This window comes from Desulfosediminicola flagellatus (assembly GCF_005116655.2).
Classification (GTDB): domain Bacteria; phylum Desulfobacterota; class Desulfobulbia; order Desulfobulbales; family Desulfocapsaceae; genus Desulfopila; species Desulfopila flagellata.
The window spans coordinates 6,155,194-6,180,252 of record NZ_CP050698.1 but is presented as its reverse complement, the minus strand read 5'-3'; the positions used below and the strand labels follow the sequence as shown (position 1 = coordinate 6,180,252).

Sequence of the window (25,059 nt, the reverse complement as noted above, 5' to 3'; positions counted from 1 at the left end):
ACACAGTCTTACTGCTGATTATTTTCAGGCAGAGGCTCCTCACAATCAACATCAACCTTGCATCCTTCATCCTGAACACCAGGAATCTGGAACTGAAAACCTGGCACCTGGCTACTTTCACCTGAAAAATCAGAAGTCTGATCAGGCCCCCCCCCTTCACTTCTACAGGTATTGTCAAGATATTCGATAATCTTCTGTTTACCCTTAAGCGTCCGTATCTCACCCGGCTCTTTAATGGTTAACACAGGAATCTCATTGATCCCAAGATTCTTTAAAAATCGGCGATTTGCAAGCGGCGAGTAACCATCTTGACGGATCAAGTCAGCTATCGGCGATTCTTTCAGGGTGTCAACAGGGTTAAAATTAAGACTACATGTGAAATCAGGGCCAATTGTCTCAATTACCTCTTCACAGTGAGGGCAGGTAGATGAGAAAAACAGGTATAGTTCTGGGGCTGAAGTGTCTTTCTCAAGATGCCCATAGATACCCTCCTCCAGAACCACTTCACCGGACTCACTACGAGGGGAAAACTCCAGGCTTGAAAATGCAACTACTACTGCTGAGAAAAGTGCTAAAGCAGCAACAATCTGCCGAATCCCCAGCATTATATTCAACAACACAACAATTGAGAGTATTATCAGGCAATACGAACAAAATACTTCTGCAACATAATATTGAAAACAAACAAGCACTCCCTCGACAGCCATTCCACACAAAAGGAACAGCCGTGCCCATTTCAACCAGCCCCTATCTTTGTTTTTCCCGAGATGCAACAATCTGAATATAACAAAAAAATAAATAAAACCTGCAAGGTTAAAAGCCAGAGGAGGCACAGTAGTAAGACTCTCCACAACCTTACATCCTTCATTGAGACAAAGAATATCACCCTTTATCACGACAAGAAGGGCCTGAACGGCTGTGATCAGGGCACCACCAAGAGAAAGAAGTAGAAGTAGATTAATTGCAGGAGGAATGGGTTCCAGAGACGTTTTTGACTGATACAACATAGCGATAAACAGAAGTGAAAGTTAATAAATGGTTACAATTACGAAAGATATCTGCATAGATAAACATTCCGCACACATCATAATATCAGAAATTTTTTACCCTGATTTATTATAACCTAAAAATGATTGCGTACATCATTTACCTTGTCGGCTGATTAAAAAAGTATTTTTTGACCAGAATAAAATAAACCCGGTCAACACAAAGCGAAGATATTTTTCTCTATACCTGACCGCCTGGAAAGGAAAGCATGTTTTCACGTCAGCTGTATTTCTATATCGTATAATTGAAGGATGAAGCAAGTAATATTCCTTATTTTTCACGATATTTGAAGCTTCGAATACAGGCTCACTCTATATACTTTCTATAAATCAATGCCATTACCTCATCCACATCCAATCATCATGTATTTTAATCAAGCCCACTCCATGTAAGAATATTAACCACCGCCATGTAACGGGCATCCCCTATCCCTTCACCGCTTACCAGAATTGATGTTATGGCGTAACACAGACATAAGAAAAATTGACAGCTTCAGAACGTAAAGTTAACGGAATATTCTCAAAAAAAGACCCTAACAATCTGAAAGCATTAAAATAACTCACCAAGCAGTTGAAGACACGATTAATTCACGAAGAAACACTGCATAATCCGCCTTTATTCAAGAAAGATAAAAGCGTATAATACAACATATAGGCAGAGTGTCATATGACGCAACATATCCTAGGAGGGTGTCCGACAATAGGAATTTTGGTTAAAATCGAGACATTTTCAAAAAATACGCACAGCCATATAGATGATATTGCGAGCATTATTTTTTGAAAATTCCGAAGAGATTAGGCAGATAGCGTAGACTTCGAAAGGCCATTGTCGGACAGCCTCCTAGTTTACCACGGTGTATCTATACGGTGTGTCACAACCCAATTACTCTTTGTCAAGGAGGAGAGCCATGCAGGAAATCACAAAAATCGTTGTCCCTGTAGACCTGGAGCAGCATACGCAAAAAGTGGCTGATTTTGCCATCTACATGGCAAAGAAAATGGGCGCTCAATTACGGTTCATCCATGTTACTGAGTTTTACGCCAGTGGAGACATGATGCTCGGCAGTCCTTCTCTTGAAACAATTAACCAGGAGCGGGTTCAACGCGCCAAAGAGGTGATGAATAACCTGTTGGATGACAATAGAGCTAAATATGAGAATATCAGTGGCATTGTCTACAAAGGTGAAATTGTCGATACCATTGTGAAATATGCTCAGGAGGAACAGGCTGGCCTGATCATTATTGGTACTCACGGCGCCAAAGGACTGGAAAAAATTCTTCTGGGAAGTGTAGCGGAGCGGGTCCTGAAGCGAGCTCACTGTCCGACGCTCACGATGAACCCGTATAAATAAACCCCATCCTTCCAACTCAGACCACATCTTCCGGCAGCTTCAGCTTAGCTGCCGGTGTTTCTGTGGTCACATGTGCCAATTCTCCCGCTGTATTATTTCTATCCAACAGAAGCTGATCTCGCGACAAGAAGTCCTCTGTGGTATCATGTATTTTTTCGTATAATTCAGCGTAACGACGCAAAACACAGGCTGAGATCATCCGTATGAACACGAACAGCACCTTGCAGAGATTACAGGACATCGTATTTACGTGGTATACTTTCGAACAACTGGAAAAAGAGGATGTCTACAGCTTGCTCCAATTACGTCAGCAGGTGTTTATTGTCGAGCAGAACTGCCCTTATCTTGATGCAGACGGCCTTGATCAACATGCGTACCACTTACTCGCACATCTGAAACACACACCATCAGAACTTGCCGGATACCTGCGCGTCATTCCTCCTGGCAGAAAATTTACCGAACCTGCCATTGGCCGTCTTCTGACAACACAGACAATTCGTGGAAAAGGGCTCGGTCGTGAGTTAATGGCTCAAGCTATCGGTTTTATAAAAACACAACATCCCAACCTGCCGATAAAAATATCAGCACAACTATACCTGTCTGAATTGTATATTGATCTTGGTTTTCAGGCGATCTCAGAACCATACGACGAAGACGGTATTCCCCACATTATGATGCTGCACCCGAAATAAGAGGCGGAGAGAGAAAAACGCTTAAAAATGGACCCTCATCTCAAACTGGTGCATATTCAGGCTTGGGTTTTTATCATACATAGATCCATTTGATTCATGAAGAAATCGATAGCCGACACTAAACGATTGATTGAGCCAATAGTTGAGTCCACCTTGAAATCGAAAGAAAACAGGACCAGCAAAGTCAACCCCGTCATAGACCTCCCTGGTCATCACGCCAATCCCCATAGCAGCAACGAGTGATAACGTTCGATCCGGCGAATAGAATAATGCATCAACAGCGGCAGTAAATTTTCCACCAGTATCATTTTCGGCCTCCATCACCCCTATACTCAGGTCAAGCATGGTTTCAAACTCCCAGCCATTTGAAAGATGTGACCTCCATGGCAAAGGGACGGCGCCAAACACTTCATACTGAGTGAAGTCTTCGTCATCAATATTTGTGGCTACCCGTACTCCAAGCGCAACGTCTGACAACGATGCTGCCATAGCATTTGAATATATACAGCTAAAAGAAATGCAAAGAACAACCACCACCATGCGCCGCAGGCAAATCATAGAACTCTCCTCTGTATTGTCAGCATGTTAACTGGTTTTCTCCTTCATTAATCGTCTCGCAAACCGCTAACCATTGTCAAGAATTTTCATTACAAGGGCTCGTATAAGCTTCTGCATTTACATAATTCCTTGCATAAGCCTTGTTATATGGAAGTGATGTAATTATTTTGGGAATATTCTCATATTAATCAGTCTCTCACTTGCATAACCTTATGTCACACAATGGGAGGGTTCATGACCTGGCCGTTTTTTATTGCTGTAAGTTTTAGTTTATGCTGGATGCTATCCCCAGAAGTTCTGGTACGTCTGGGCAACGGCATTGCTGAAACCCGTACCCTCTTTCTGGCAGCGATCGCCATCTCCGCCTTAATCTCAGCTTTGGCTGTCTCGTTAATTCGACATCCCCGATTACGCAACAATGGCAATTGCTCTCAGACAGGATTGCTCATAGAAGGGTTAGGCAAACTCCCAGCCATGACAATTATACTTGCCTGCCGAATCAGCCTGGTTCTGCTTATACCCACGGGTCTGCTGGTCACTGGTGGGTTCGCGTTTAACGAAATTTTCCTTTACTGGTTCCCGAATTTCGGTTTTGCCTTTGTATTACTTGCTATCGTCTGCCTGCTCCATCTCGCGGGCGAACGATTCGCACGTATGGCCCAGCCACTCTTTTTAGTCGTCGTACTACTATCAATTGCTATACTCTGCCTGGCTGGCCTTGGTGGATCTGCAAGCTCCACACCCATCTCGGTTGACGTCGGGTTTACATTTTCCCTTCCGGTTCTGGCAGGCTCTCTGATGTTTTTTCTTGGATTTGATTTCGCTACTCCTGATCAGGAAAATGATTCACGGGTTCCAGCACTTGCAGCAGTATTTTTCTGCTTTTTTTTGTTGCTCTTCTGGTCAATGCTCTCGTTGCAATACGTCGATGCCGAAAAACTCGCCCAATCAACTATTCCATATATGCTCACAGCCAGAGAGATTCTGGGAGAACCGGGAAGATACCTGATGGGAGCAGCCATAATCAGTGGAGTATGTGCGGCTGTTAATGGCTTTTTCCTTCTTGCCCTCACAGCTTTGGCTGATCTCTCTAAACGCAATCTCCTTCCCGGACACCCACCTGGAAAACTCAAACGAAGGAGATTTGTTGTTCTATTATCAGTAATAATAGGTGCGTTCTTAATGGGTGGCCTGGCAGGACATGATATTCTTGAAACATACATTCAGGCATCACTCATACTTTGGCTGCTGTTTATAGGACTGCTGTGCATAGCGGCCTCAAAAATTCTATACGAAGTCAGTGCTTCAGGCATTCGCAGAGGGCTCGTTCTAGGAAGTATTTACTCTATCAGTGCCCTGTATCTTATTATTGCCAATGAGCAATCAGCCCTCATCATCCGTTTTTTACTCTCGATCATTGCAGCATCTGCCGGCTTATCGGCTTTCTGGCTCTGGAAAAGACCTGCATACGAGATAACCTACCCAACCGTCAAAAAAACAGGAGGTCAATCATGAAAAGAATTGCGGTCCTGCTTGTAGCAGCATTCTGCCTTACACTTTCACCCGCTTTCGCCGGATCTGTCGGCTTAATGAACATAGAGGAACTTAAACCTCTGCTGGGGTCTGAGGATGTCATCATTCTTGATGTTCGAACAGGCCGGGACTGGAGTACCAGTGAATTCAAGATTCCAGGGGCGATTCGTTCAAATTACGGAGAGTTCTCAGAGTGGGGTGATAAATATCCTAAGGACAAGAAAATTGTCCTCTATTGCGCTTGACCCAGCGAAGCAACAAGTGCCGGTCTGGCACAAAAACTTATAGCAAAAGGGTACACAGATGTTCACGCCTTAAAAGGAGGCTGGCGCGCCTGGTATCGAAACAAATACCCAGTTGAATCCAAATAATCTGCATTACAAGCGGACAGGATATCTTCGGATCATCCTGTCCGGGCTTCATTACCAGCCAAGCACGTAATATCTAAGCAACACATAAATCATCGACAAAAATACTGTCACAATAGTTATGGGAACACCATAGGCCATAAACCGTAGAAAGCTGATCCGACAACCTGCTTTTTCGGCCATTCCGACAACTATAACGTTTGCAGATGCACCAATAGGAGAACCATTACCGCCAAGACAAGCTCCAAGAGCAAGCGACCACCATACAGGCATGAGGTCCGGATGATGAAGCAACTCATTCCCCGCGAGATTTGGCCATAACTCCCGTGCCATGTCAATTATCAGAGGATTCATTGTTGCCACGTAGGGGATGTTATCAACCACTGCCGAGGCAACTGCTGAGAACCACATAATAAGCATGGAGGTTGCCATCATATTGCCTTCCGTGAGATTAAGCACCTCGGTAGACATCATTTTTATGGCCCCCACCTTAACCAACCCGCCTACCATTACAAACAGCCCTATAAAAAAGAAAATTACCGGCCATTCAACTTCAGCAAGCACCCTGTGAGGCTCAGATGTTTTCGAAAGCAGAAGCAATAACCCAGCACCAAAAAGGGCAACTGTAGCCGGCTCATAATGGAATACCCCATGAAAGACGAAACCAACCAAAACCACTGCCAGTACAAAAAGTGATTTTTTTAACATTACAGGATCTTTAATAGCTTCTTCCTCCCGCATTCCCATAATACGCTTTTTCAACTCATCTTTTGTCTGTAATTTCTTTCCGAAAACTATCTTAACGATAAGTAGGAAGACCACCATAATGACAAAGATAATAGGCGTAAGATGGATAACGAAATCCACAAAACTCAACTTGGCTTTTGAGGCGATCATTATGTTAGGAGGATCACCGATCAGGGTGGCTGTTCCCCCGATGTTGGATGCCAGCGCCTCAACTATCAGAAAGGGTACAGCATCAACCTGAAGAGCTTCTGCAATAAGTAAAGTGACAGGTGCCAGCAGCAGTACAGTTGTAACGTTATCAAGAAGCGCAGAAAGAATAGCAGTAATCACAGCAAATATTATCATTATCCGTAAAGGCTCACCGCGACCAAGTTTAGCACTGCGGATAGCTATATACTCAAACATCCCTGTGGGTCTGATCAGACTGATGATAATCATCATCCCAACCAGCAAAAATATTACATTCCAGTCAACACCAAATTCCTCAAGATGAAATGCTTCATGCTGATCCAGTATTTTTAATACCAGTACCAACGATGCACCAAAGATCGCCACAACCGTCTTGTGAATCTTTTCCGACATTATGATAATCAGAGCAAATGAAAAAATCCCAATAGCTATCCAAAATGTCGAATCTATAGGAAAGGCTGCGCCGGCTGCTGTTGGTTCCATGATTACTCCTCATCCGCACACATCAGATCAGCAATCCTGATATAGAGATCATGTATATGGATTATTCCCAGAACACGGCCTGAATCATCAACGACAGGTAACTGCTGGAGATAATGATCTATCATCAAATCTGCACATCGCATAAGTGAAGCATTCGGGCTGATTGTCAGTACATTTTTTGACATGATATCAGACACCTTAACCTCACGTGCTTTTTGCACGTGCTCCTCCAGCATTCCGTCCCAGGTAAATTCGCGAAGATTATTCTCCATGTACGACGGGATAACCGTCCGAATAATATCCTTTATTGAAACAATCCCGACGAGTTTAACACCATCCTCCAAAACAACCATTCCGTTTGAAAAAACACCCTCCCGCTGTGCCTTTCGAATGGCGCATACGGCTTCATGCAATGTCAACTCCGGCTGTAACCAGTTTTTTACCACAGGCTGCATCAGCTCTTTCACCTGCATGTCACACTCCCCTTTTGCGTTCTTTATATATTCACCACACAACCCTAGCACATGGATACGTTGTAAAATATTCGGAAAACTTTTTTTCAGCCTAGGCCAATTGCATTGGAAAGACAAATGAAAACAGATTTTCGCCTATCCAATCTGACTGAACATGAGCACCAACTAATACAGTGTGCTTTCTATTTAGTTCAAATAGCAATCAGGTCCCCTGAAAAGATCAACGATACCGGAAATATCTGAAATAGGAAATAATGGATTGCCCCTGGCAATAAACAAAAAAACGGCAGGTGTGGGCAACACCTGCCGTAATAAAGAAGAGAGGTACTTCGAGAGATAATACAGTTAAATCTTTTTCAAAAAAGGCTTAAGCTTTGCGAGTTTCACGGTGCCTATTCCTTTTACCTGCTGCAGATCGTCAACCGATTTGAAATTACCATGCTGTTTTCTGTAATCAGTAATCGCCTCTGCTGTCTTCGGACCTATTCCTGGTAATGAACTGAGTATAGCCTCATCAGCGGTATTAATATCAACGGGACCTGAAAGCACTTGATTTGCAGTATTCTCACTTTGCGTCGACTTGGCAAAACTTTCTGCTGGAACCCCTACAAACCCTGCCATAAAAGTAAAAACAACAGCAATCAACAAACATACTCTTTTCATGTATTTCTCCTAATAAAATCTCTGGTTCGATTAATGCTTTAAATGACTATCTGCACATACAGTGATTTCCTGGCCAGGAGAAAAGAAAAAGCAAGAGAGGACAGCAGGCGGAGGCCATTGATCAAACATCAATTCACCCAAACTTTCACCCCCCGATGCGTCAGTTCAGTCAGTTACAATACATCCCCCCGAGTAACCGGCCAAAAAGACATTGTCTGGTTGTGGCCCCGCACTGGTCTGTCGCTCTTCTTGCTTAATCTTGTTCCAGCCTATCAACAGGCTCTTACGTTTATCGTACAAAATTACATTTACGCCTTTTTTTATTTTTTTTTTGAAAAAAAAAAAGACCCCGACAGATATCTTTATCTTTCGGGGTCTTAATATAGTGCGTGAGCTAGATAGTTTTCGAATGAAAACCAGGTAGTATCTTCTAAGTTAGATGATAGCTTTCATAGCTCCCATGTAAGAACGCAACTCTTCTCCGATCACTTCAACAGCGGTGTATCGGATCGCTTCGTTTACACTGATCAGTTCAATATTATCAACTCCATTGCCTGCATTCTCAAGACCTTTACCAACAACATCAAGATCGATATTCTTCATGAACTCCTGAAGCAATGGCTTGGCTGCATTAGCAAACAGGTAGTTGCCATACTCAGCTGTATCAGAGATAACAACGTTCATCTCGTAGAGTTTCTTGCGTGCAATGGTATTTGCAATAAGCGGAGTCTCATGCAATGACTCATAGTATGCAGACTCTTCCTTGATACCAGCAGAAACCATAACGTCAAATGCCATCTCAACACCGGCTTTAACCATGGCGATCATCAGGATACCTTTATCAAAGTAATCCTGCTCAGGAATCTCAACATCAGCATTTGGTGTTTTCTCAAAAGCGGACTCAAGGGACTCCTGACGCCATCCAAGCAGATTAACGTCATCATTTGCCCAGTCTTCCATCATGGTTCTGGAAAAATGGCCTGACATGATGTCATCCATATGCTTCTCAAAAAGAGGAAGGAGAATTCCTTTCAACTCTTCTGCAAGCTGGAAAGCTTTAATTTTTGCAGGATTGGAAAGACGGTCCATCATGTTGGTGATACCACCGTGCTTAAGCGCCTCTGTGGTAACTTCCCAACCATACTGAACCAGCTTGGAAGCATATCCGGCGTCCATGCCTTTCTCTACCATCTTGTCAAAAAGAACAAGAGAACCTGCCTGAAGCATTCCGCAGAGAATTGTCTGCTCGCCCATAAGATCAGATTTTACTTCTGCGACAAACGACGACTGCAGGACGCCAGCACGGTCACCACCGGTTGCACAGCAATATGCTTTAGCAATATCCCAACCTTCGCCCTTTGGATCATTCTCACCATGAACAGCTATCAGGGTAGGGATACCGAATCCGCGCTTATACTCTTCGCGAACCTCGGTGCCTGGTCCTTTAGGAGCTACCATAACAACAGTAAGGTCGTCTCTGATCTTCATACCCTCTTCAACGATATTAAAACCGTGAGAGTAAGAAAGACAGGCACCTTCTTTCATAAGCGGCATGACCGCTGCAACAACATTTGTATGCTGTTTGTCCGGAGTAAGATTGATAACCAGGTCAGCCTGAGGAATCAATTCTTCGTAAGAACCTACAACAAAATCATTTTCTGTGGCATTTTTCCAGGACTGACGTTTTTCAGTCACTGCAACTTCGCGCAGAGCGTAGGAGACATCAAGACCGCTGTCACGAAGATTCAATCCCTGGTTCAAGCCCTGTGCACCACAACCTACAATGACAACCTTCTTTCCTTTCAGAACCTCAACTCCATCAAATTCTGAAGCATCCATAAAGCGGCACTGGGAAAGCTCTTCAAGCTGCCGACGAAGCGGCAGGGTATTGAAATAATTTTCACCCATCTCTATCTCCCTGATGTAAGATTTTCCTTAATGAACAAACTGCGCGTTTTCGGCATTAGACGTCATATATTGAGAATACTCTATTGCGTCAAGTGATTTGTTCGTGATACAGTGTTGCATATATCGCAATACACGCACCCCTGTTGAAAAAATGGCAAATCACTGAGTTACAGTGGCCAGCCTTGCTACGGTTTCCCTAATACCATGAATATCAGAGAACTTAAACTTTTTCGGCACCTTGCAGGAACTCTCCATTTCGGTCGTACCAGCCAGGCCTGCAACATCACTCCTTCAGGTCTGACCAGAGCTATGCAGCGCCTTGAAAACGAACTTGGTCACGAACTCTTTCACCGTGACAAACGCTCGGTCTCCCTCAGCCCTTCCGGAGTCGTTTTCAGAGAATACGCTGAAGAAGTCATCAATCGCTGGAGTGAGTTGCAAAACTCTCTCTCGCGTAACGACACACTACAGGGTGAACTCTCCCTCTACTGCTCGGTTACTGCAATTCTTTCTATTCTCCCTGCAATATTCAACAGATTTCGGAAGGAACACCCCGACGTTTTCCTTCATCTGCAGACAGGAGATGCAGCCAAGGCACTCTATAAAATATATAATGGTGAAGCGGATATATCTGTCGCAGCTTTACCCGATCAACAGCCTGAAGGTCTCGATTTCATAGAACTGATAAAAACACCTCTCATATTCATTGCTCCGGACAATCATCCCCGGACAATCACCTATAACGGGATCGATATCAACTGGCGCCGCACACCAATAATAGTCCCGGAACGTGGTCTTGGCCGGGACCGGGTTGATCGCTGGTTTGAAAAAAAATCTATAGAACCCAATATCTACTCACAAGTGGCTGGGAACGAAGCGATAATCGCCATGGTTGGCATGGGGTGCGGAGTCGGTGTCGTACCTAAACTCGTACTTGACCAGAGTGTCCTCAAAGAGCAGGTCACGATACTGGATGTTTCACCGAAACTGAAACCATTCTCCGTTGGCATATGTACAGCACAAAAAAATAGACGCAATCCGGTTATTGCCGCATTCTGGGATATAGCAACCAGGGAAGCTTATGATGTACAATCTATATAAGCACTGACCCCAATCATGTCTCGACCTGTTTTTTCCGATCAACAAGGATCACATTATGACCACAATACTTGTTACCAATGATGACGGCATCCACAGCCAGGGAATACAAACTCTTCGCCAAACTCTGGCACCGCTTGGTCGTATAATCGTTGTGGCACCTGATAGAGACAACTCTGCTGTCTCACACTCGCTCACCATGAGCAGGCCTCTTCATGTCAGAGAAATTGCCGAAGACACTTACACAGTGGACGGTACTCCTACAGACTGTGTAATACTGGCACTCGGCAAAGTTCTTGATATCAGGCCTGACCTTTTAGTATCCGGGATCAATGCAGGCCCAAATATCGGCGATGACATTTCTTACTCAGGAACAGTTTCAGCTGCCAAGGAAGGAACCATTTACGGAATACCATCGATGGCAGTTTCACTGGCAGGAGAGGCACCGTATGATTTTACTGTAGCCGGAGAACTCTCTAAAAAAATGGCCGCCAGAATTCTTGATGATGTTCTTCCGCACAATACACTCATCAACATGAACGTGCCGCCACTACTGCACCCAAAGGGGATCCGTATAACACGTCAGGGCAGACGATTATGGGAAAATGCTATTCAGGAAACCGAGGATCCGTGGGGAAGAAAGCGATACTGGATCGGAGGCGGAACTCCGGTCAGAGATGCCAATGAAGATACAGATGTTCATGCAATCCACGATGGCTATGTATCAATTACGCCAATCCATCTGGATCTGACCAATCATTCAGGACTGAATCATCTTAAAAAAGAGTGGGAACTTGATTAAAAGGCCGCACGACAGTAACGATTTCAACTGCCCGGACCACGCTATTGAATTTCACAACCGTAATTCAATAGCGAATATTAAAACAATCACTATCAGGCATACAGATTTATACGCCCCTGCCTCTCGGTTTGAGCCTTCTCAACCGGGCGCGACTCCATTGCTGTATTATTCAATTTAGTCCCTTCACTTTTTTCAAGTGTTTTCAAGAGAATCTCCTGCCCGACGCTTGCCTTGTTGAGTGACATCGCCTGAGCATTTAACGCACCCATACTTACATCCATGCCGCTGTTTCCTTCGTCAATAATTGATTTAAGTGGATCTCCGCCATATATCTTCTTGCAACAAGCATTCCACGCCCTGTCCACCGTGGTCAAGTTGACAAGCAATTGCTAATCATGTAAGAGAATCACATAATTCATCCGGGAAAATCTGTAATTACACTACTCATCCCGCCCTCCTTCGAGCACCGGCCGAAGTGGCACGACCAGCCCTATTTTCAACCATATTATTCATGGGCTAAAAGCAGCAGGGACTATGTTCAACAAGAAAAGAAATCAACGGGATAACATTCTCATACTCGGTCTCGGTGGTGTCGGTTATTACCTGGCCAAACGGCTTGCCCATGAAGAATACGCAATCACCGTAATCGAACCAGACCCCAAGGTTCTCGCCCTCGCCGACGGCCAGATAGATGCCCGCCTGATAAAAGGCAGCGCCATGGATATCGAATGCTGGAAAGAAGCAGATGCCGGAAAAATGCGCTATCTTATCGCCGCCACCGATAACGATGCTGTGAATATGCTCGCCTCCATTATCGGTGACCGCTTTGGTATCAACAGCAAAATAGCCCGAGTGCGAACACGACAATTCGGTACTCCTGATTCCATTCTCTCCTCAGATGACCTGAAACTTAACCTGCTGATCAACCCTGAAGAGCTCGCAGCCCAGGAAATTGTACGCCTTATCAAACTTACTGCAGGTAACGAGATTGTTGGTATAGCCGATGGCCAGATTCAACTCCTGGCAACTGAAATTGGCGACGATTCTCCATTTGCCAATAAAAAGCTTAAAGCTATCGCTCAGGAATTTAACGAATTCCCATTCAGGGTTGTGGCGGTCGCCAGAGGAATCAGTACCATAATTCCAGGTGGTGAACAGCAACTCCAGCCACACGATCAGGTCTTTATCATGGCAGCCAACCGTGATTTGCCAAAGCTCATGAAACTTACGGATATGAAGTTGCATCGACAACAGCGGGTGATGGTGCTGGGTGGCGGGCTTGTTGGTATGCGAGTTGCTGAATTGTTACAAAAATCAGTAAAAGTCACCTTGATGGAAAAAGATGAAGCCAGGGCAGAAGAGCTCTCGTATCATCTTGCACACACAGAGGTTTTATGCGGTGACGGATCAGACGCCGATGTACTGCTCGGAGGCGGTCTGTTGAAAACAGATACTTTCATCGCCACAACAGGTGAGAACGAAACCAATATCATGAGTTGCCTTCTCGCCAAAAACCTGCTGCGCCAGCACAAGAAAGTGAACAACAACGGCGAAGCCAAGACAATATCTCTGGTTACAAAAGAAGATTATCTGGTACTTGCTCTTACGACAGGTTCGAATATCGCTTTGAATAAAAAGGTTATGGCTGCCAATGAAATACTCAAATATATCCGTAGAAATGAGCTCTTTTCGGTGGCTCACCTTCACGGTTTTGACGCTGAAGTGGTAGAACTTGTTGCAGGTCCGAAATCACAAATTACCAAAAAACCTCTCTCAAAGCTTGACCCGTACTATAACGACAAACTTATTATTGGTAGCGTGCGAAGAGAAGATAGCTGGAATATTGCTGTTGGCGATACCCAGATTAACGAAAATGAACAGGTTATCGTCATCTGCCCATCCAGGCACCTTAAAGATGTACGCAAACTTTTTAAGAACAAGGGTTAGAAGCCTGTCCGAAAATGACCTTTGTTCCAAACTCTTCGTTATTTTCTGCCAAATCTGTTGCTTTACCAGCATTCTGCATAGACTGGAAGCGTGTATAAGGACTTAGGCCAAAGGTAAAAGGACTGAGTGTTTTAGAAACGTATTGCATTTTCAATGCAATTTACTCAGTCCTAACCCCTTTAACCTTAGTCCTTTCGTTGCGTTTTCAAAGATCTCACGCAATCTGTCAGGTTGATGTTTGGAATTATGGTTCATAGGCAGGGTTAGGCACCTGTCAACTCTCTCATATTGTGTGCGAAGACATCATCCAGTGACATCAGTTCCTGTATCGTAACGGCATTAAACCAGAGAGCTTCTACGGGACTCTCTGCACGCACAGTTTCTCCCCGGTCACCTGAGAGTATTGCTGTTATGCCAAGCACAGCCCCCGGTCCGAGAATATCATCTACAATCTGTCGCTTAGCATTTTTTCTGGACACAGCCACAGCACCTCGAACAATAACCACCAGAGACATCCCTGATTCACTGAAATGCAGCAGCACATCGCCAGCCGCATGAAACCGCACCTCCATTGCCGAGAGCAATCGATCACGAGTTTCGGGTTTTACAGATTTGAGCCAACTCTCCTGACGCAGAAGAGCTTCGGGAGAAAGCGTTTCAATACGGGTAGGAGTCTGCCGCAGTCGCTGTTGTTGTTTGTTCACTTCTTCAAGCATTCGATCTGCCTCAGCGGTATCTAATAGACCATTACCGATGAGTTTATCAATCACTGAACGCTGCCTGTTGAGTAAAGACCTTGAGGCTGCCCGGGTTTCTATGGCTACCACAACTTCAGGAAAAGCTGCACGCAACTGTTCGATACGCTCATAGGTATCCCGTTTGTTTTTGAGTATTTCTTTTCGGACCCGTTCAGCACTCGTATCATCAGGGGCAAGTTGGGGAATTCTCTCAAGGCTTGCATCCTGTGCATAGATAAAGCCTCTCGCAACATCATAACCAAGCGCCAGCCTGTCAAAAGAAACTGATACTGCAAAATCTTTAGCAAAGGGGATCTTTCCCAGTAACTGCGCAATCATCGGCATCTTCCACAGCTTTTGCAGCATCGGTCGTGGTGTGATTGTCGGCTGACCGTCGAGGGCCTTTTCGACTGCATCTATCAAAATATTCGTACCGGTCCCTCCAAGCAATCCTTTCCCCCACTGCCACCAGTAATTGCTTCGTTCTGCCTCAAGAATGCGTCGTTTGAATTCACACTCCAACTCCTGCGGCGAAGCGCTTTTTTCTTCAGAAAAGTCGTGTGTGCCTGCAGCCACAAGACCAATGTTTTGCTCTACCTGATCCCAATCTGCTCCCTGAAAAAAACCATTCTCCTTGAGTGTTGGTAATAATTCATCCATTTCTCTTTGAATGTGAACTCTGGCCTTATCGACAGTGCTCTGCTTGGCCGGAGGCAATTTGTCCAGCCCAACCCACTTCAGCACCAGTTGCATGGATGTACCATTTATAAGAAGAGTGAGTACCACTATGCCAGCTGTCAAAAAGAGTATCTGGTCACCCAGTTCACTCGGTATCCTCCGATCCTGCGCAACCACCAGGGCAAGAGCAAGAGCAACAGCGCCGCGCAAACCACCCCAGATCAATACAATAGATTTCTCTCGTGTAATCCCGAGACCAATGCGTTGTAAAAGCGGCAGGAACATTGAAATAGATACAGCACGAATGATCATGATACCTATGAAGAGAATGAACAACGCTCCCCATGACGCTGGCGAATCAAGCTGTACCCGCAGGGCAATGATTACTCCTACCAGCAAGAAAATCAGGGTGTTGGCGATATACGCCATCATCTCCCAGAAATGGTGTAGAAATCCTTCAATCTCAGGTGATATTCGTGTTTTACCGACACTTGCCAACAGCAGTGCCAGAGTAACAACGGCTACAACTCCTGAAACATGCAGCAAACTTTCGGCCACTATAAACGTAAGATACGCAACGACAATCGAGATGGTAATCTCAATCATTGCATCCTTGAAAACCCTGCCGATAAAAACGATAGCGAGCATGCCAAAAAACAATCCGGTTAACACTCCCAGACTGACCTTCACCACGAAGTTCCAACCTATCAGGGGAATTATCCCTGCATCGAAATTAGCCTGCTGGTCACCTGCCACAAAACCATAAAACAAGGCGAAAAAGACAATCGCTGTACCGTCATTTAATAATGATTCACCTTCAATCAGGGTCTCCAGCCGCTTTCGAGAGCTTAATTCTTTTAACAGTGCCACCACCGCGACCGGATCAGTTGCACTTATCAACGCTCCAAAGAGCAGGGCAGCAGGCCAACTCCAATCCCACGGGAAAAAGGCTTTAATCAGAAAAGCGGTCAGTAGCGTACAGAGAATAAGGCCGGGAACAGCGAGGATGGCAATTTGGGTGAATGCCCGACGAAACAGATGGCCTTCCATTGCAAATGCCGACTCAAAGATCAGCGTCGGCAAAAAAAGAAACATGATAAGATGCGGATCGATAGCAGCGACGAGCTCAATCGACTCACCAAGCATATAAAGGGTGTCATCAAACATTCCTCCGCGCTTGAGCAAACCGAGCCCCAACCCAATAACCAACAGGGATACAGTGTAGGGAATTGCTATCTTTTTAAGAATGTGGCGTAAAATTGCGCCGAAGAACAAGGCAAGAACAACCGCCAATAGAATCAAAAAACCTGTGTGCTGCTCCATGTGATCATCCCCGGTATGGCACTCCGCGAGGAAGTACCATTATGGTGAAATCGGGCTATAAACTACATGTATTTTAGCCTCAGGAAGCAGGTTATTGCAAACCCTGGCAGCCTATATTCACACCATTACAGGGTAAGAAGGTATATACAGATAGAATATCTTCTCTTTTCCGTTCATGAATCACATTGGAAGCAGCATGTCGAAACAGAATCATTAAATCGGTGGAGCAATGGTCACCACAATGCGCATTCTCGTCTCAGCCCGCACACCGTGAGGCTCTCTGATCTCAGAGACCAGAATATCTCCTTTCTTGGCCGGAATCTCAGCACCCGCATCACCAAGGAAAAAGCCCTCACCTTCAACTACTTGAATTGAGAGTTCACCATCCAGATCATGAGAGTGAACCGGAAAAGTCACACCAGCATCAAGATTAAAATTTATGATCTTAAAGTATTCTGAAGTTTCAACCAGAAAGAACCGCTTCATGGCACCTTCGGTGAATTCATTTGTTTCATCAAGTTTGAGCACTTTCATAGAGCACCTCCGATAGTAGGATTGAATTTCGAATCCGTGGCAGAGCCACCAAACCGTCACATGTCTCTATACTATACGCATAATTTGTTTTTTCTTTGACACAGGTCAAGCTGGAAAATAATTCTATAGGTAACGGATTAAAAAGAAATCTGATTACCAATAATCCTCAGCCAGTATAGTGAGGCGTCAGGCGTATAAAACCTTTCAGAATCTGACCACTAGTATCTATGCAAATACAGAAACTTGCCTTTCTTTCTGGACTGATATAGTTGTCACCTCACGCCTTACACCTCTCTATCTAAGGCTGAGATTCGGTGGTAATCATAAAAGAAAAGCTCGTGTCATGTCATGTGTCAGGTTTTGTAATAATGTGAAGTTTTTTCTCTTCCTGCAAGGCATGACTGATGGAGCATAGCAGCACTATGTAACTGAAGGAGTAACGAAGTCAGGACATGAAAAGGGTAAGCAGAATTAGACATCTGAGGCATGACAGGACACGAGTCACATAATCGGAATAAAAAAAGGGCAGGTACTTAGAAAGTACCTGCCCTATATATTGAAACAGACCCGATACCCGTTAATAACGGATAACTGCCTGGGAAAACTGGTACACCAGGAGCGATTCGAACGCCCGACCCCCTGATTCGTAGTCAGGTACTCTATCCAGCTGAGCTACTGGTGCGTGTTGAGAGGGGACTTTGTACTGTATATTTTTTAAGATGGCAAGCTTTAATTGTATCTGTTTTTCTCTTTTGGATAAAAATGTGATATGTTGTTTGTCTTTTCCCACATCCAGATCATCATTTTGAGGCTATACTATGAAAATATGGGTCGACGCCGATGCGTGTCCGGTTGTTATCAAAGAAATTCTCTATCGGGCTGCAGAGCGCACGGGAACGCAGTTGACACTGGTAGCCAACCGGACATTACGCACTCCACCGTCAAATCTCATCACCACAATCAGAGTGCCGGCAGGCCTTGATGTAGCTGATAATGAAATTGTTCAAAGAATGTCTGCAAATGATCTTGTGATCACTGCTGACATACCACTTGCTGCCGAAGTAATTGCGAAAAAGGGTCATGCCCTTAACCCACGAGGCGACTTTTATTCGACCGAAGATATCCGATCCATACTCAGCATGAGAGATTTCATGGACTCTCTGAGAAATAACGGCGTAGAAACAGGTGGCCCGCCACCACTCAATGCTGGAGATCGGCAAAAATTCGCTAACCAATTAGATAAATTCCTTGCACAAAACATGGGCAGGTAGAAAAGCATCATGCACAGTGAAACGTTTAAAAAAGATAGGGAGCTCCCTTTTGCAGAATACCGATACTCAACCAGCAGTTCCTCCCCCTTCAAATCGCATATCCACTCGACATTGAGCATTGGTGCTGTAAGCAAAGGAGCTGTTTGTTACACTGTCGGCAGTGATTCGGCAACGCTCAGCCCGGGATCACTGGCGCTTATCAATCCGGAAACACTCCACTCCTGCAATCCACTTCAAAGCGAAAAAAGAAGCTATTATATGCTGTACCTTGATGTCGAATGGTGCACAGCAGTGCAGAACTCACTCTGGAATGTTGAAACATTTATTTCCGTGGACCAGATCCAGGTTAATGATAAAAAACTCTATCACAGCTACTGCCGGGTAATGCAGCACTTGCTCAGTACAGAAATTCATCTTCAGGAAAAAGAACAGTTGCTGGTGGATCTGGTCTCCACAATTTTCAGGAAGGTATGCAGCCCGCAATCTGAGCAAAATTCCACACTCGAATCTATTGAGCAGCTCAAAGACATACTGAAGCAGGATCTGGAGAAAGATTACACCCTCAATTCCCTGGCCAGTGTCCTTAATAGCAACCCATACACGCTGTTGCGCCGTTTCAAGGCCGAAACAGGAATCACCCCGCACGCCTACAGAATGAATTGCAGAATTGAGCAGGCAAGAAAATTTCTGCAGCAGGGAATGGATATAACTGAAACAGCCCTTCAATGCGGCTTTTTTGACCAAAGCCATCTTCACCGCCATTTCAAAGCGATGACGACAGTCACCCCACTGGAATACCGCCTCAATTTCGTACAATAATACTACGCAAAATAGCAGTACCATCCTCTTAAACATACAACGGAGGATGATATGGAATTTGCACTTATAGCTACAGCCCACTTTCTGGCCCTGCTAAGCCCAGGACCTGATTTTTTTCTTATTATGCAGGCATCTATCAGGTTGCCAATACGATACTGCATTGCGATTTGTGCAGGGATTGCCTTTGCCAATGCGGTTTATCTCATCTGCGCTGTTGCAGGAATTGAGGCAATTCGGCAAATGCAATGGCTCATGTCCATGCTTCAATACCTTGGTGCGTTATATCTTGTATTTATAGGAATTATGCTCATCAAAGCGCCGAGACAACAACTCCATGAAAAACACCCACGTAATTTTTTACAGACTGAAAGTGTCCTGCATCAGTTTGTTCTCGGATTTCTCTCAGGTATTCTCAACCCGAAGAATGCTATCTTTTATCTATCACTCTTCACAGTTCTGGTATCAGAACAGACAGGCCTTACTAGCAGATGCATGTATGCGTTGTGGATGACTAGCGTGGTTTTTTTCTGGGATTGCACTGTCGCTCTGGTCCTTGCCAACACCTCAATAAAAAAATTCATGGACCGTACTATTTTCTATATAGAGAAAGTCTCAGGCGTCATGCTTGCCATATTTGGCATTTTGCTACCATTTACCTGATTTTTATTACATTGTGGTACTGGCAACCCGTACTCATATAGCTGTAATCACTTACAGGTTTTCACCTTCAAAAAGCATCATGGGTCAACAGACACACTCTAACAAGGGAGTTAAAAAAATTACTATAAAACAATAACTAACATGACCATTACACTTGCAAACAGCAGAAGACATGTGGTAGGGTGTGCGTATCTTAATGAGGTATCCTACAGATAGGATATTACAGCAAGGAAGCCATTAATACCCGCTCACTCAATATTACCAGAATATCGAGTACGAAATCGCCCCCCATCAGTACGCGAGATCAAGGGTCAGCTTCATTAATTTCGGTCAACCTTGATCATGGCCATCGGAATTGAAAAATAATCGTAGACAAATCTCTTAGTAGAGCACGATGCAGGCATAGAAATTCAACCTGTCATAGCAATACGCTGAGCTACGTATATAATTTTTCAAAAACCAGCCCATAAGCACATACTGCCTGGAGGTAATATGCCCCACAATTGCGAGATTTCATTTAATACCGGGTTCTCTGTTGCAGCTCATATGCCATCACCACATTCACCCCGATCCGCTCGAGGTAAATCAACAAAAATCGACGATAAGGATTCAACCCAGCAGACCCTTAAGATCCTTGTTGCCGAAGATGACAATATCAGCAGACTGTTTCTTTCACGCGTACTCTCAAAATTTGGTCATAGTGTCACTTCTGTTAAAAGCGGCAAAGAAGTACTCAAGGCTCTTCAAACTGCGGATGTCTTTGATGTACTATTGACCGACATTCAGATGCCGGAAATTGACGGCATGGAATTGACACAAATTGTGCGCTCCGATAGCAGATACCGCGCACACGCCTGTCTGCCCATTATCGCCATGACTGCATATACATCAACCGGTGACAGAGAAAAATACCTTACAGCCGGAATGGACGAGTATCTGCCAAAACCAATAGACGGTAAGCTTCTGGCTATTATGCTTGAGAATTTTTCCGTAAAACAGTCGTAGATTACATCTCTATCCAGCTTGTTTATCCTCCTCTGTGCGATACACGCGCAGAGGAGTTTGCAGGCTGCCTGCTCTCTCCTGTTCAAATCCTTTTTATTTATTGCGTTTTCGGTATCTTAATCACATCCATAATTCCTCAATTATTATCGTTTTCGTCGTAAATGCTCCGGCATAATCTCGCAGTTATCATTGCATTTAATGTCCAGAAAACTGATATGCTGGATCTGGCCTGTTACAGACTCAAGATAAGGGTCACAGTCGATATTTTTAAATTCCCTAAAATGTGATCTCATATTTTTTGCCACTCGGTTAAACTGCCCAAACAGCCTCAGGCAAACAGTTCATACTTGTACACCTTATTATACTTGTACAATTTTCTAAATCTTCACGACTGGCATTCATCGAATTAAGCCACAGCATCACTCCCAGGAGGCTGTCCGAGAATGCCCTTCCCCCCATATCTTCGTTAAACTCGAAAAATTATCCTCCGGTAAGCGAGGAACGATACTCCGAGATATCGATTATATGTCTCCGGTAATTTTTCGAGTTTGCCTTGATCTGAGCGAAAATTGTTATTCTCGGCCAAGCTCCCAGGCGGTTGAGATCCGTAAGGTGCTAATTTCAGGCGCGACGAAATGAATATGAGACTCAGGTAGCCCTGCTTTTCGGCAACAGTGTTAAGTGCTCCGCTACTTCGCACAAATCAATACCCATTATATTTGAAAGCTTTTCTGCTCTATTTTTTAGAATTACATTAACAGGTGGTTTCTGCCTGGAAGCAAAAAGCAGAACATTGTTAAGCCTTGGCAAATCAAGGAGGCATACCCATGGGAAAGACAACCGTAGTGGAAGAAGTATATCGATCAAGTCCTGCTCGGAGGAGACAATGGTATTGAATACCGCAACTCCATCCTCGCAAAGATGCTCATACACCTTTGAAAAAAATACGGGATCAGTCATACAGGGCGGATGCCCGTCTGCATCAAATATATCGCAGAATATAATTGAGTATTGCCCTTTGGATTGGTTGAGATACGCCTCTGCAGATAAATTAGACACCTGAAAACTCTCAGGGATAGAGAAATATCGTTTAGAAAGAGAAATCACTGCTTCACTCGATTCGACTGAAACAATGGGTATTTCAGGATTCACAGACCAGAGAAAACGCTCAAGACATCCCCCCCCAAAACCTAAGTTGAGCAGCTTTACTGGATGCTCACAAAAAAGAAAAGCTGCCATCATCGCTTCAGTGTAGGGAAAGATTAACCGAGCGGGATCTTCAATCAGGATTATCGACTGTAGTGGCACATCTCCAAAATTCATCCAGCGCAGATTGCCAAGTTGGCGAACCTGCACATGCTGCTCACCAATGATTTCTGTACAAAGCAGATCCCCAGATTCTGGTGTGAGTGCTGCGAGTTTTTCGATGCTGACCATCCTTTACTTTCCTCGTATTTACTCAGACATCCTGCTGCCACCTGCTCAGAATGTCGTTTTTGATCCTTCTCCCCCTGTAAATATCATCTTATCACACCATTCCCAATAGAGGCAGGCAGCAGTTTTTTTACACTATATAGATCGGATATCGTCTCAATAACATTCCAGATATTCTTTACATACAGCACCGTACTCAACCAAAATGAAATTCCTGCATAAATAACAGAAAGATATTGAATCTCAACTTGACACTTTAGGTCAGTTGACCTAATATATTGTTCATACGACCACACGTTTTGTCTGTCAGCTTTACAAACTGACTAAAATGATCACTTGGCCAAACAGCCCGATCGTAAAAAGATAATTGCTAACGTGAAATCAAACAGTCAAAATTACAAGTTACGGATCGCTTATCTCCCTAACGCCCTACTCTCTCTCATTAAGCGGTTCGTTTGTGAGAGGGAAAGGTGCACAGCCTTTCCCTCTCGCCTTTTTCAACTTTAGCCTGAACACTTCACAGCAACTCGCCAAACACCTGCAATGATGAAGAAAAAAACTTACTCTTCACAGAATATGCGAGTTACTTCGTGTCTCCCCCCAATCAACAGAAGCAAGACAACACCCAGATGAAAAAAACAACATCCACAAAAGATCTACTTATTAGCAGCGCTGGTGAACTCTTTGCAGACAACGGTTATGAAGGGGTCAGCACCAGAATGATTGCAGATATGGCCGGCGTAAAACTCAGTGCCATTCATTATCATTTCGGCAGTAAAGAAAAACTCTACACCGAAGCCTGCCTGTCAGCACACAGAAGAAGTCAATCGACAATATTTGCCGACGTCATCGCCGAAAATCCGGTTCTCGCTCAAACTTCCGAAGGCCAGGCAGAAATAATCCGCACAACTGTCTTCAGAACGTTTCACTATCATTTCAGACCAGACAGACCTGAATGGGAAGCCAAAATCCTCCTGCGGGAACTGGCAAGCCCTACCAGCGCAATGACCACTCTGATTGAGATACTATTCAGACCAAATTCAGAGAGCTCGGCAAACTTTTATCGCCATATCAATCCAGAAGCCACAGAAGCTGAAGCAGCTGCCTGGTCAGATTTGTTGTACGGCCAGATTCTGCTCTACTCGATGGCCAAAAACACCATAAAAATGCTCAGAGGTGAAGACAGCCTGAACACAGAATTCTTTCATACCGCTGCCACAAAGCTTGCACGATCAATGATTCTTGAGGCCGGTTTGCCCCTCCCAAACGACCTTCATCACGATCTTCAATAATCTACGCCGAAATTCAGGCCAGCTACAATAAAGACATCTGCCCCCAGGTTTGGGATGAGCTGCGAGGAAAAATACAGGTTGCTGCAGGTGATTACAAAAAACACAGTCGGTCTTCACTCTTTTCAAGGTAGCAGACTGTTTTTGATTACAATCACATACCTCAAAATCTATATACTTGTGAAGTTGGCGACATTTAACCTGCCGCCCTCACCCGGATTTTCAATACTGTAACAGACGAGTTCACCACCAACTCCAGCCGAGTAATCAACGCAACATACGTTTTCCTGCTGCAGTTCCAGATCACCTCTCATCCAGTAATGGCCAAAGAAAACGGGTTTAACTTCATCTTCACTGTAGAATGGGATTTCTCTATTACCCGGTCGCTGGTCATCAGGGAACGACGCAAGAGTCTGCTTACTATAGCCAAAAGCAATTTCCCGATAACTGGCATTGGTACTGCCCCACCATTTCGCCCGTATCCGACTGCGCTCAAACTTGTCTTTGTCGAGAAAGGTTATTTTCTCAGGCTTCTGCGGAAGACCTACTTCAACACCTTTTAATAGCCTCTCGATAATATTGAAGAGAGAATACGGATCCTCATCTTCTATCGCAGACTGCTCAAGCTTCCTGCCGCTCATCACATTGTTGTGATTCAGATAGTGTTCTTTGGCATAATCTATCTTCCGCTGATCCCAACAGGCGTGTATCACACGAAAAGGCAGTGCTTCACAGTCTATAAATAAAGGCAGGGTTTTAAACCATTCGATAACATCCTGAGTATCAGGATATCCTATTGGGTACTCTGCCAGAAAACTCTCATGTTGCTTGAATTTATTTTTGGTGTGGGGACGCAGCCAATCGATGCCTGATTTCGGGGTATGGTAGCAGATGGCATTATACTCATGATTGCCCATCACAGCGTAAGCATTCCTGGTTGTTACCATATTCCGCACGATTTCTATAACTCTTCGATTCTGGGTGCCTCTATCTATAAAATCCCCGACATATACAGCTTTTCGATCATTATGCCGATAGACGCCATTAGTCATTGCGTACCCTAGCTCAAGCAGCAGATCTTCAAGTTTATCCGCGTGCCCGTGAATATCCCCGATGATGTCGTAGTACATATCTCTCATAGCCTCCTGGCTGAATGTTGGATCTTATGAGCAACCATACCATGGCACCGAATTAACGTGTATTTAAAAAGAGTTATCTGAAAAATACGATGGCGTTCAATTACTGCATCGATCTAGGAGGACTGCTACTCAGATGGTATTACAACAACAGATAATTACAAGTTACAAGATCACTTTGAGTGTTGAACCCGGTAGGCAAACAGAATCCAGACGCAACTGCCAAGTCAGGCTCTCTCCACATACGTTCTATGCACAACTTCAATTTTCAGCTTATCTGCAAACCCAAAAGATGTACCCTGCATCGCTGGCAA

General features: G+C 44.5%; 23 protein-coding genes and 1 tRNA gene. 12 read left to right on the top strand and 12 right to left on the bottom strand.

The window, feature by feature from the left end; translation table 11 throughout:
- Positions 1-8: 8 nt before the first annotated feature.
- On the bottom strand, positions 9-1,007 hold the full coding sequence (locus FCL46_RS25615; protein WP_136809321.1) for a vitamin K epoxide reductase family protein: 999 nt from the start codon (positions 1,005-1,007) through the stop codon (positions 9-11).
- 947 nt (positions 1,008-1,954) lie between these two features.
- Between FCL46_RS25615 and FCL46_RS25610 the strand changes: the two genes are divergently transcribed.
- Positions 1,955-2,398, top strand: a complete 444-nt coding sequence (locus tag FCL46_RS25610) for a universal stress protein (RefSeq protein ID WP_136809320.1) — start codon at positions 1,955-1,957, stop codon at positions 2,396-2,398.
- 203 nt (positions 2,399-2,601) lie between these two features.
- On the top strand, positions 2,602-3,090 hold the full coding sequence (locus FCL46_RS25605; RefSeq protein WP_136809319.1) for a GNAT family N-acetyltransferase: 489 nt from the start codon (positions 2,602-2,604) through the stop codon (positions 3,088-3,090).
- Between the two features lie 21 nt (positions 3,091-3,111).
- On the opposite strand, the gene FCL46_RS25600 is transcribed toward FCL46_RS25605, so the two are convergent.
- Positions 3,112-3,648 (bottom strand): acyloxyacyl hydrolase, encoded by a 537-nt coding sequence (locus FCL46_RS25600; protein WP_136809318.1) that lies wholly within the window; start codon positions 3,646-3,648, stop codon positions 3,112-3,114.
- 234 nt (positions 3,649-3,882) lie between these two features.
- Here FCL46_RS25600 and FCL46_RS25595 point away from each other — a divergent pair, with 234 nt between their 5' ends.
- Positions 3,883-5,163 carry a hypothetical protein gene (locus FCL46_RS25595; protein WP_136809317.1) on the top strand — a complete coding sequence of 427 codons (1,281 nt, stop codon included), beginning with the start codon at positions 3,883-3,885 and terminating at the stop codon, positions 5,161-5,163.
- Positions 5,160-5,552, top strand: coding sequence for a rhodanese-related (seleno)protein (locus FCL46_RS25590; protein ID WP_263577240.1), 393 nt, complete (start codon positions 5,160-5,162; stop codon positions 5,550-5,552). Before FCL46_RS25595 ends, FCL46_RS25590 begins: the two co-directional genes overlap by 4 nt.
- Positions 5,553-5,603: 51 nt before the next feature.
- Here FCL46_RS25590 and FCL46_RS25585 read toward each other — a convergent pair whose 3' ends face one another.
- From FCL46_RS25585 to ilvC, 4 genes are all read right to left on the bottom strand, one after another.
- Positions 5,604-6,968 (bottom strand): ArsB/NhaD family transporter, encoded by a 1,365-nt coding sequence (locus FCL46_RS25585; RefSeq protein ID WP_136809315.1) that lies wholly within the window; start codon positions 6,966-6,968, stop codon positions 5,604-5,606.
- Positions 6,969-6,970: 2 nt separating this feature from the next.
- A complete protein-coding gene (locus FCL46_RS25580) occupies positions 6,971-7,441 on the bottom strand; it encodes a CBS domain-containing protein (RefSeq protein ID WP_136809314.1) in 471 nt (156 codons plus the stop codon).
- Positions 7,442-7,786: 345 nt separating this feature from the next.
- Positions 7,787-8,104: a ComEA family DNA-binding protein gene (locus FCL46_RS28535; protein WP_136809313.1), complete on the bottom strand. Its 318-nt coding sequence runs from the start codon at positions 8,102-8,104 to the stop codon at positions 7,787-7,789.
- Positions 8,105-8,539: 435 nt separating this feature from the next.
- On the bottom strand, positions 8,540-10,012 hold the full coding sequence (gene ilvC, locus FCL46_RS25570; protein WP_136809312.1) for a ketol-acid reductoisomerase: 1,473 nt from the start codon (positions 10,010-10,012) through the stop codon (positions 8,540-8,542).
- 204 nt (positions 10,013-10,216) lie between these two features.
- Between ilvC and ilvY the strand changes: the two genes are divergently transcribed.
- On the top strand, positions 10,217-11,113 hold the full coding sequence (gene ilvY / locus FCL46_RS25565; protein ID WP_136809311.1) for an HTH-type transcriptional activator IlvY: 897 nt from the start codon (positions 10,217-10,219) through the stop codon (positions 11,111-11,113).
- A gap of 55 nt (positions 11,114-11,168) precedes the next feature.
- Entirely contained in the window at positions 11,169-11,912 is a 744-nt protein-coding gene (surE, locus tag FCL46_RS25560; RefSeq protein WP_136809310.1) for a 5'/3'-nucleotidase SurE, read from the top strand.
- Between the two features lie 92 nt (positions 11,913-12,004).
- Here the strand turns inward: surE and FCL46_RS25555 are convergent, their stop codons facing one another.
- Positions 12,005-12,193: a hypothetical protein gene (locus FCL46_RS25555; protein WP_136809309.1), complete on the bottom strand. Its 189-nt coding sequence runs from the start codon at positions 12,191-12,193 to the stop codon at positions 12,005-12,007.
- A 253-nt stretch (positions 12,194-12,446) separates the two neighbouring features.
- Here FCL46_RS25555 and trkA point away from each other — a divergent pair, with 253 nt between their 5' ends.
- Positions 12,447-13,859 carry a Trk system potassium transporter TrkA gene (trkA, locus tag FCL46_RS25550; protein WP_136809308.1) on the top strand — a complete coding sequence of 471 codons (1,413 nt, stop codon included), beginning with the start codon at positions 12,447-12,449 and terminating at the stop codon, positions 13,857-13,859.
- Positions 13,860-14,122: 263 nt separating this feature from the next.
- Here trkA and FCL46_RS25545 read toward each other — a convergent pair whose 3' ends face one another.
- From FCL46_RS25545 to FCL46_RS25535, 3 genes are all read right to left on the bottom strand, one after another.
- Complete coding sequence (locus FCL46_RS25545; protein WP_136809307.1) at positions 14,123-16,597, bottom strand: cation:proton antiporter; 2,475 nt, start codon at positions 16,595-16,597, stop codon at positions 14,123-14,125.
- Between the two features lie 213 nt (positions 16,598-16,810).
- Complete coding sequence (locus FCL46_RS25540) at positions 16,811-17,131, bottom strand: cupin domain-containing protein (protein ID WP_136809306.1); 321 nt, start codon at positions 17,129-17,131, stop codon at positions 16,811-16,813.
- 605 nt (positions 17,132-17,736) lie between these two features.
- A tRNA-Arg gene (locus tag FCL46_RS25535) sits at positions 17,737-17,813 on the bottom strand.
- A 136-nt stretch (positions 17,814-17,949) separates the two neighbouring features.
- On the opposite strand from FCL46_RS25535, the gene FCL46_RS25530 reads away from it, so the two are divergent.
- The 4 genes from FCL46_RS25530 (at position 17,950) to FCL46_RS25515 (ending at position 20,886) form a co-directional block, all read left to right on the top strand.
- Positions 17,950-18,402 (top strand): YaiI/YqxD family protein, encoded by a 453-nt coding sequence (locus tag FCL46_RS25530; protein WP_136809305.1) that lies wholly within the window; start codon positions 17,950-17,952, stop codon positions 18,400-18,402.
- Positions 18,403-18,411: 9 nt separating this feature from the next.
- The gene (locus FCL46_RS25525) at positions 18,412-19,221 is read left to right on the top strand and encodes an AraC family transcriptional regulator (protein WP_136809304.1); all 810 of its coding nucleotides are present in this window, start codon (positions 18,412-18,414) and stop codon (positions 19,219-19,221) included.
- Positions 19,222-19,272: 51 nt separating this feature from the next.
- On the top strand, positions 19,273-19,881 hold the full coding sequence (locus tag FCL46_RS25520; RefSeq protein WP_136809303.1) for a LysE family translocator: 609 nt from the start codon (positions 19,273-19,275) through the stop codon (positions 19,879-19,881).
- A gap of 492 nt (positions 19,882-20,373) precedes the next feature.
- On the top strand, positions 20,374-20,886 hold the full coding sequence (locus FCL46_RS25515) for a response regulator (protein ID WP_136809302.1): 513 nt from the start codon (positions 20,374-20,376) through the stop codon (positions 20,884-20,886).
- Positions 20,887-21,534: 648 nt separating this feature from the next.
- Here FCL46_RS25515 and FCL46_RS25510 read toward each other — a convergent pair.
- A complete protein-coding gene (locus FCL46_RS25510; protein ID WP_136809301.1) occupies positions 21,535-22,323 on the bottom strand; it encodes a class I SAM-dependent methyltransferase in 789 nt (262 codons plus the stop codon).
- A 626-nt stretch (positions 22,324-22,949) separates the two neighbouring features.
- Here FCL46_RS25510 and FCL46_RS25505 point away from each other — a divergent pair.
- Complete coding sequence (locus FCL46_RS25505; RefSeq protein ID WP_136809300.1) at positions 22,950-23,612, top strand: TetR/AcrR family transcriptional regulator; 663 nt, start codon at positions 22,950-22,952, stop codon at positions 23,610-23,612.
- Positions 23,613-23,779: 167 nt separating this feature from the next.
- Here FCL46_RS25505 and FCL46_RS25500 read toward each other — a convergent pair whose 3' ends face one another.
- Positions 23,780-24,748, bottom strand: coding sequence for a metallophosphoesterase (locus FCL46_RS25500; protein WP_136809299.1), 969 nt, complete (start codon positions 24,746-24,748; stop codon positions 23,780-23,782).
- Positions 24,749-25,059: the final 311 nt, after the last annotated feature.

Bases quoted from the DNA above. Each gene is read 5' to 3' on its own strand.
- FCL46_RS25615 (WP_136809321.1), bottom strand. From the start codon at position 1,007: ATGTTGTATCAGTCAAAAACGTCTCTGGAACCCATTCCTCCTGCAATT.
- FCL46_RS25610 (WP_136809320.1), top strand. From the start codon at position 1,955: ATGCAGGAAATCACAAAAATCGTTGTCCCTGTAGACCTGGAGCAGCAT.
- FCL46_RS25605 (WP_136809319.1), top strand. From the start codon at position 2,602: ATGAACACGAACAGCACCTTGCAGAGATTACAGGACATCGTATTTACG.
- FCL46_RS25600 (WP_136809318.1), bottom strand. From the start codon at position 3,648: ATGATTTGCCTGCGGCGCATGGTGGTGGTTGTTCTTTGCATTTCTTTT.
- FCL46_RS25595 (WP_136809317.1), top strand. From the start codon at position 3,883: ATGACCTGGCCGTTTTTTATTGCTGTAAGTTTTAGTTTATGCTGGATG.
- FCL46_RS25585 (WP_136809315.1), bottom strand. From the start codon at position 6,968: ATGGAACCAACAGCAGCCGGCGCAGCCTTTCCTATAGATTCGACATTT.
- FCL46_RS25580 (WP_136809314.1), bottom strand. From the start codon at position 7,441: ATGCAGGTGAAAGAGCTGATGCAGCCTGTGGTAAAAAACTGGTTACAG.
- FCL46_RS28535 (WP_136809313.1), bottom strand. From the start codon at position 8,104: ATGAAAAGAGTATGTTTGTTGATTGCTGTTGTTTTTACTTTTATGGCA.
- ilvC (WP_136809312.1), bottom strand. From the start codon at position 10,012: ATGGGTGAAAATTATTTCAATACCCTGCCGCTTCGTCGGCAGCTTGAA.
- ilvY (WP_136809311.1), top strand. From the start codon at position 10,217: ATGAATATCAGAGAACTTAAACTTTTTCGGCACCTTGCAGGAACTCTC.
- surE (WP_136809310.1), top strand. From the start codon at position 11,169: ATGACCACAATACTTGTTACCAATGATGACGGCATCCACAGCCAGGGA.
- FCL46_RS25555 (WP_136809309.1), bottom strand. From the start codon at position 12,193: ATGGATGTAAGTATGGGTGCGTTAAATGCTCAGGCGATGTCACTCAAC.
- trkA (WP_136809308.1), top strand. From the start codon at position 12,447: ATGTTCAACAAGAAAAGAAATCAACGGGATAACATTCTCATACTCGGT.
- FCL46_RS25545 (WP_136809307.1), bottom strand. From the start codon at position 16,597: ATGGAGCAGCACACAGGTTTTTTGATTCTATTGGCGGTTGTTCTTGCC.
- FCL46_RS25540 (WP_136809306.1), bottom strand. From the start codon at position 17,131: ATGAAAGTGCTCAAACTTGATGAAACAAATGAATTCACCGAAGGTGCC.
- FCL46_RS25530 (WP_136809305.1), top strand. From the start codon at position 17,950: ATGAAAATATGGGTCGACGCCGATGCGTGTCCGGTTGTTATCAAAGAA.
- FCL46_RS25525 (WP_136809304.1), top strand. From the start codon at position 18,412: ATGCACAGTGAAACGTTTAAAAAAGATAGGGAGCTCCCTTTTGCAGAA.
- FCL46_RS25520 (WP_136809303.1), top strand. From the start codon at position 19,273: ATGGAATTTGCACTTATAGCTACAGCCCACTTTCTGGCCCTGCTAAGC.
- FCL46_RS25515 (WP_136809302.1), top strand. From the start codon at position 20,374: ATGCCCCACAATTGCGAGATTTCATTTAATACCGGGTTCTCTGTTGCA.
- FCL46_RS25510 (WP_136809301.1), bottom strand. From the start codon at position 22,323: ATGGTCAGCATCGAAAAACTCGCAGCACTCACACCAGAATCTGGGGAT.
- FCL46_RS25505 (WP_136809300.1), top strand. From the start codon at position 22,950: ATGAAAAAAACAACATCCACAAAAGATCTACTTATTAGCAGCGCTGGT.
- FCL46_RS25500 (WP_136809299.1), bottom strand. From the start codon at position 24,748: ATGAGAGATATGTACTACGACATCATCGGGGATATTCACGGGCACGCG.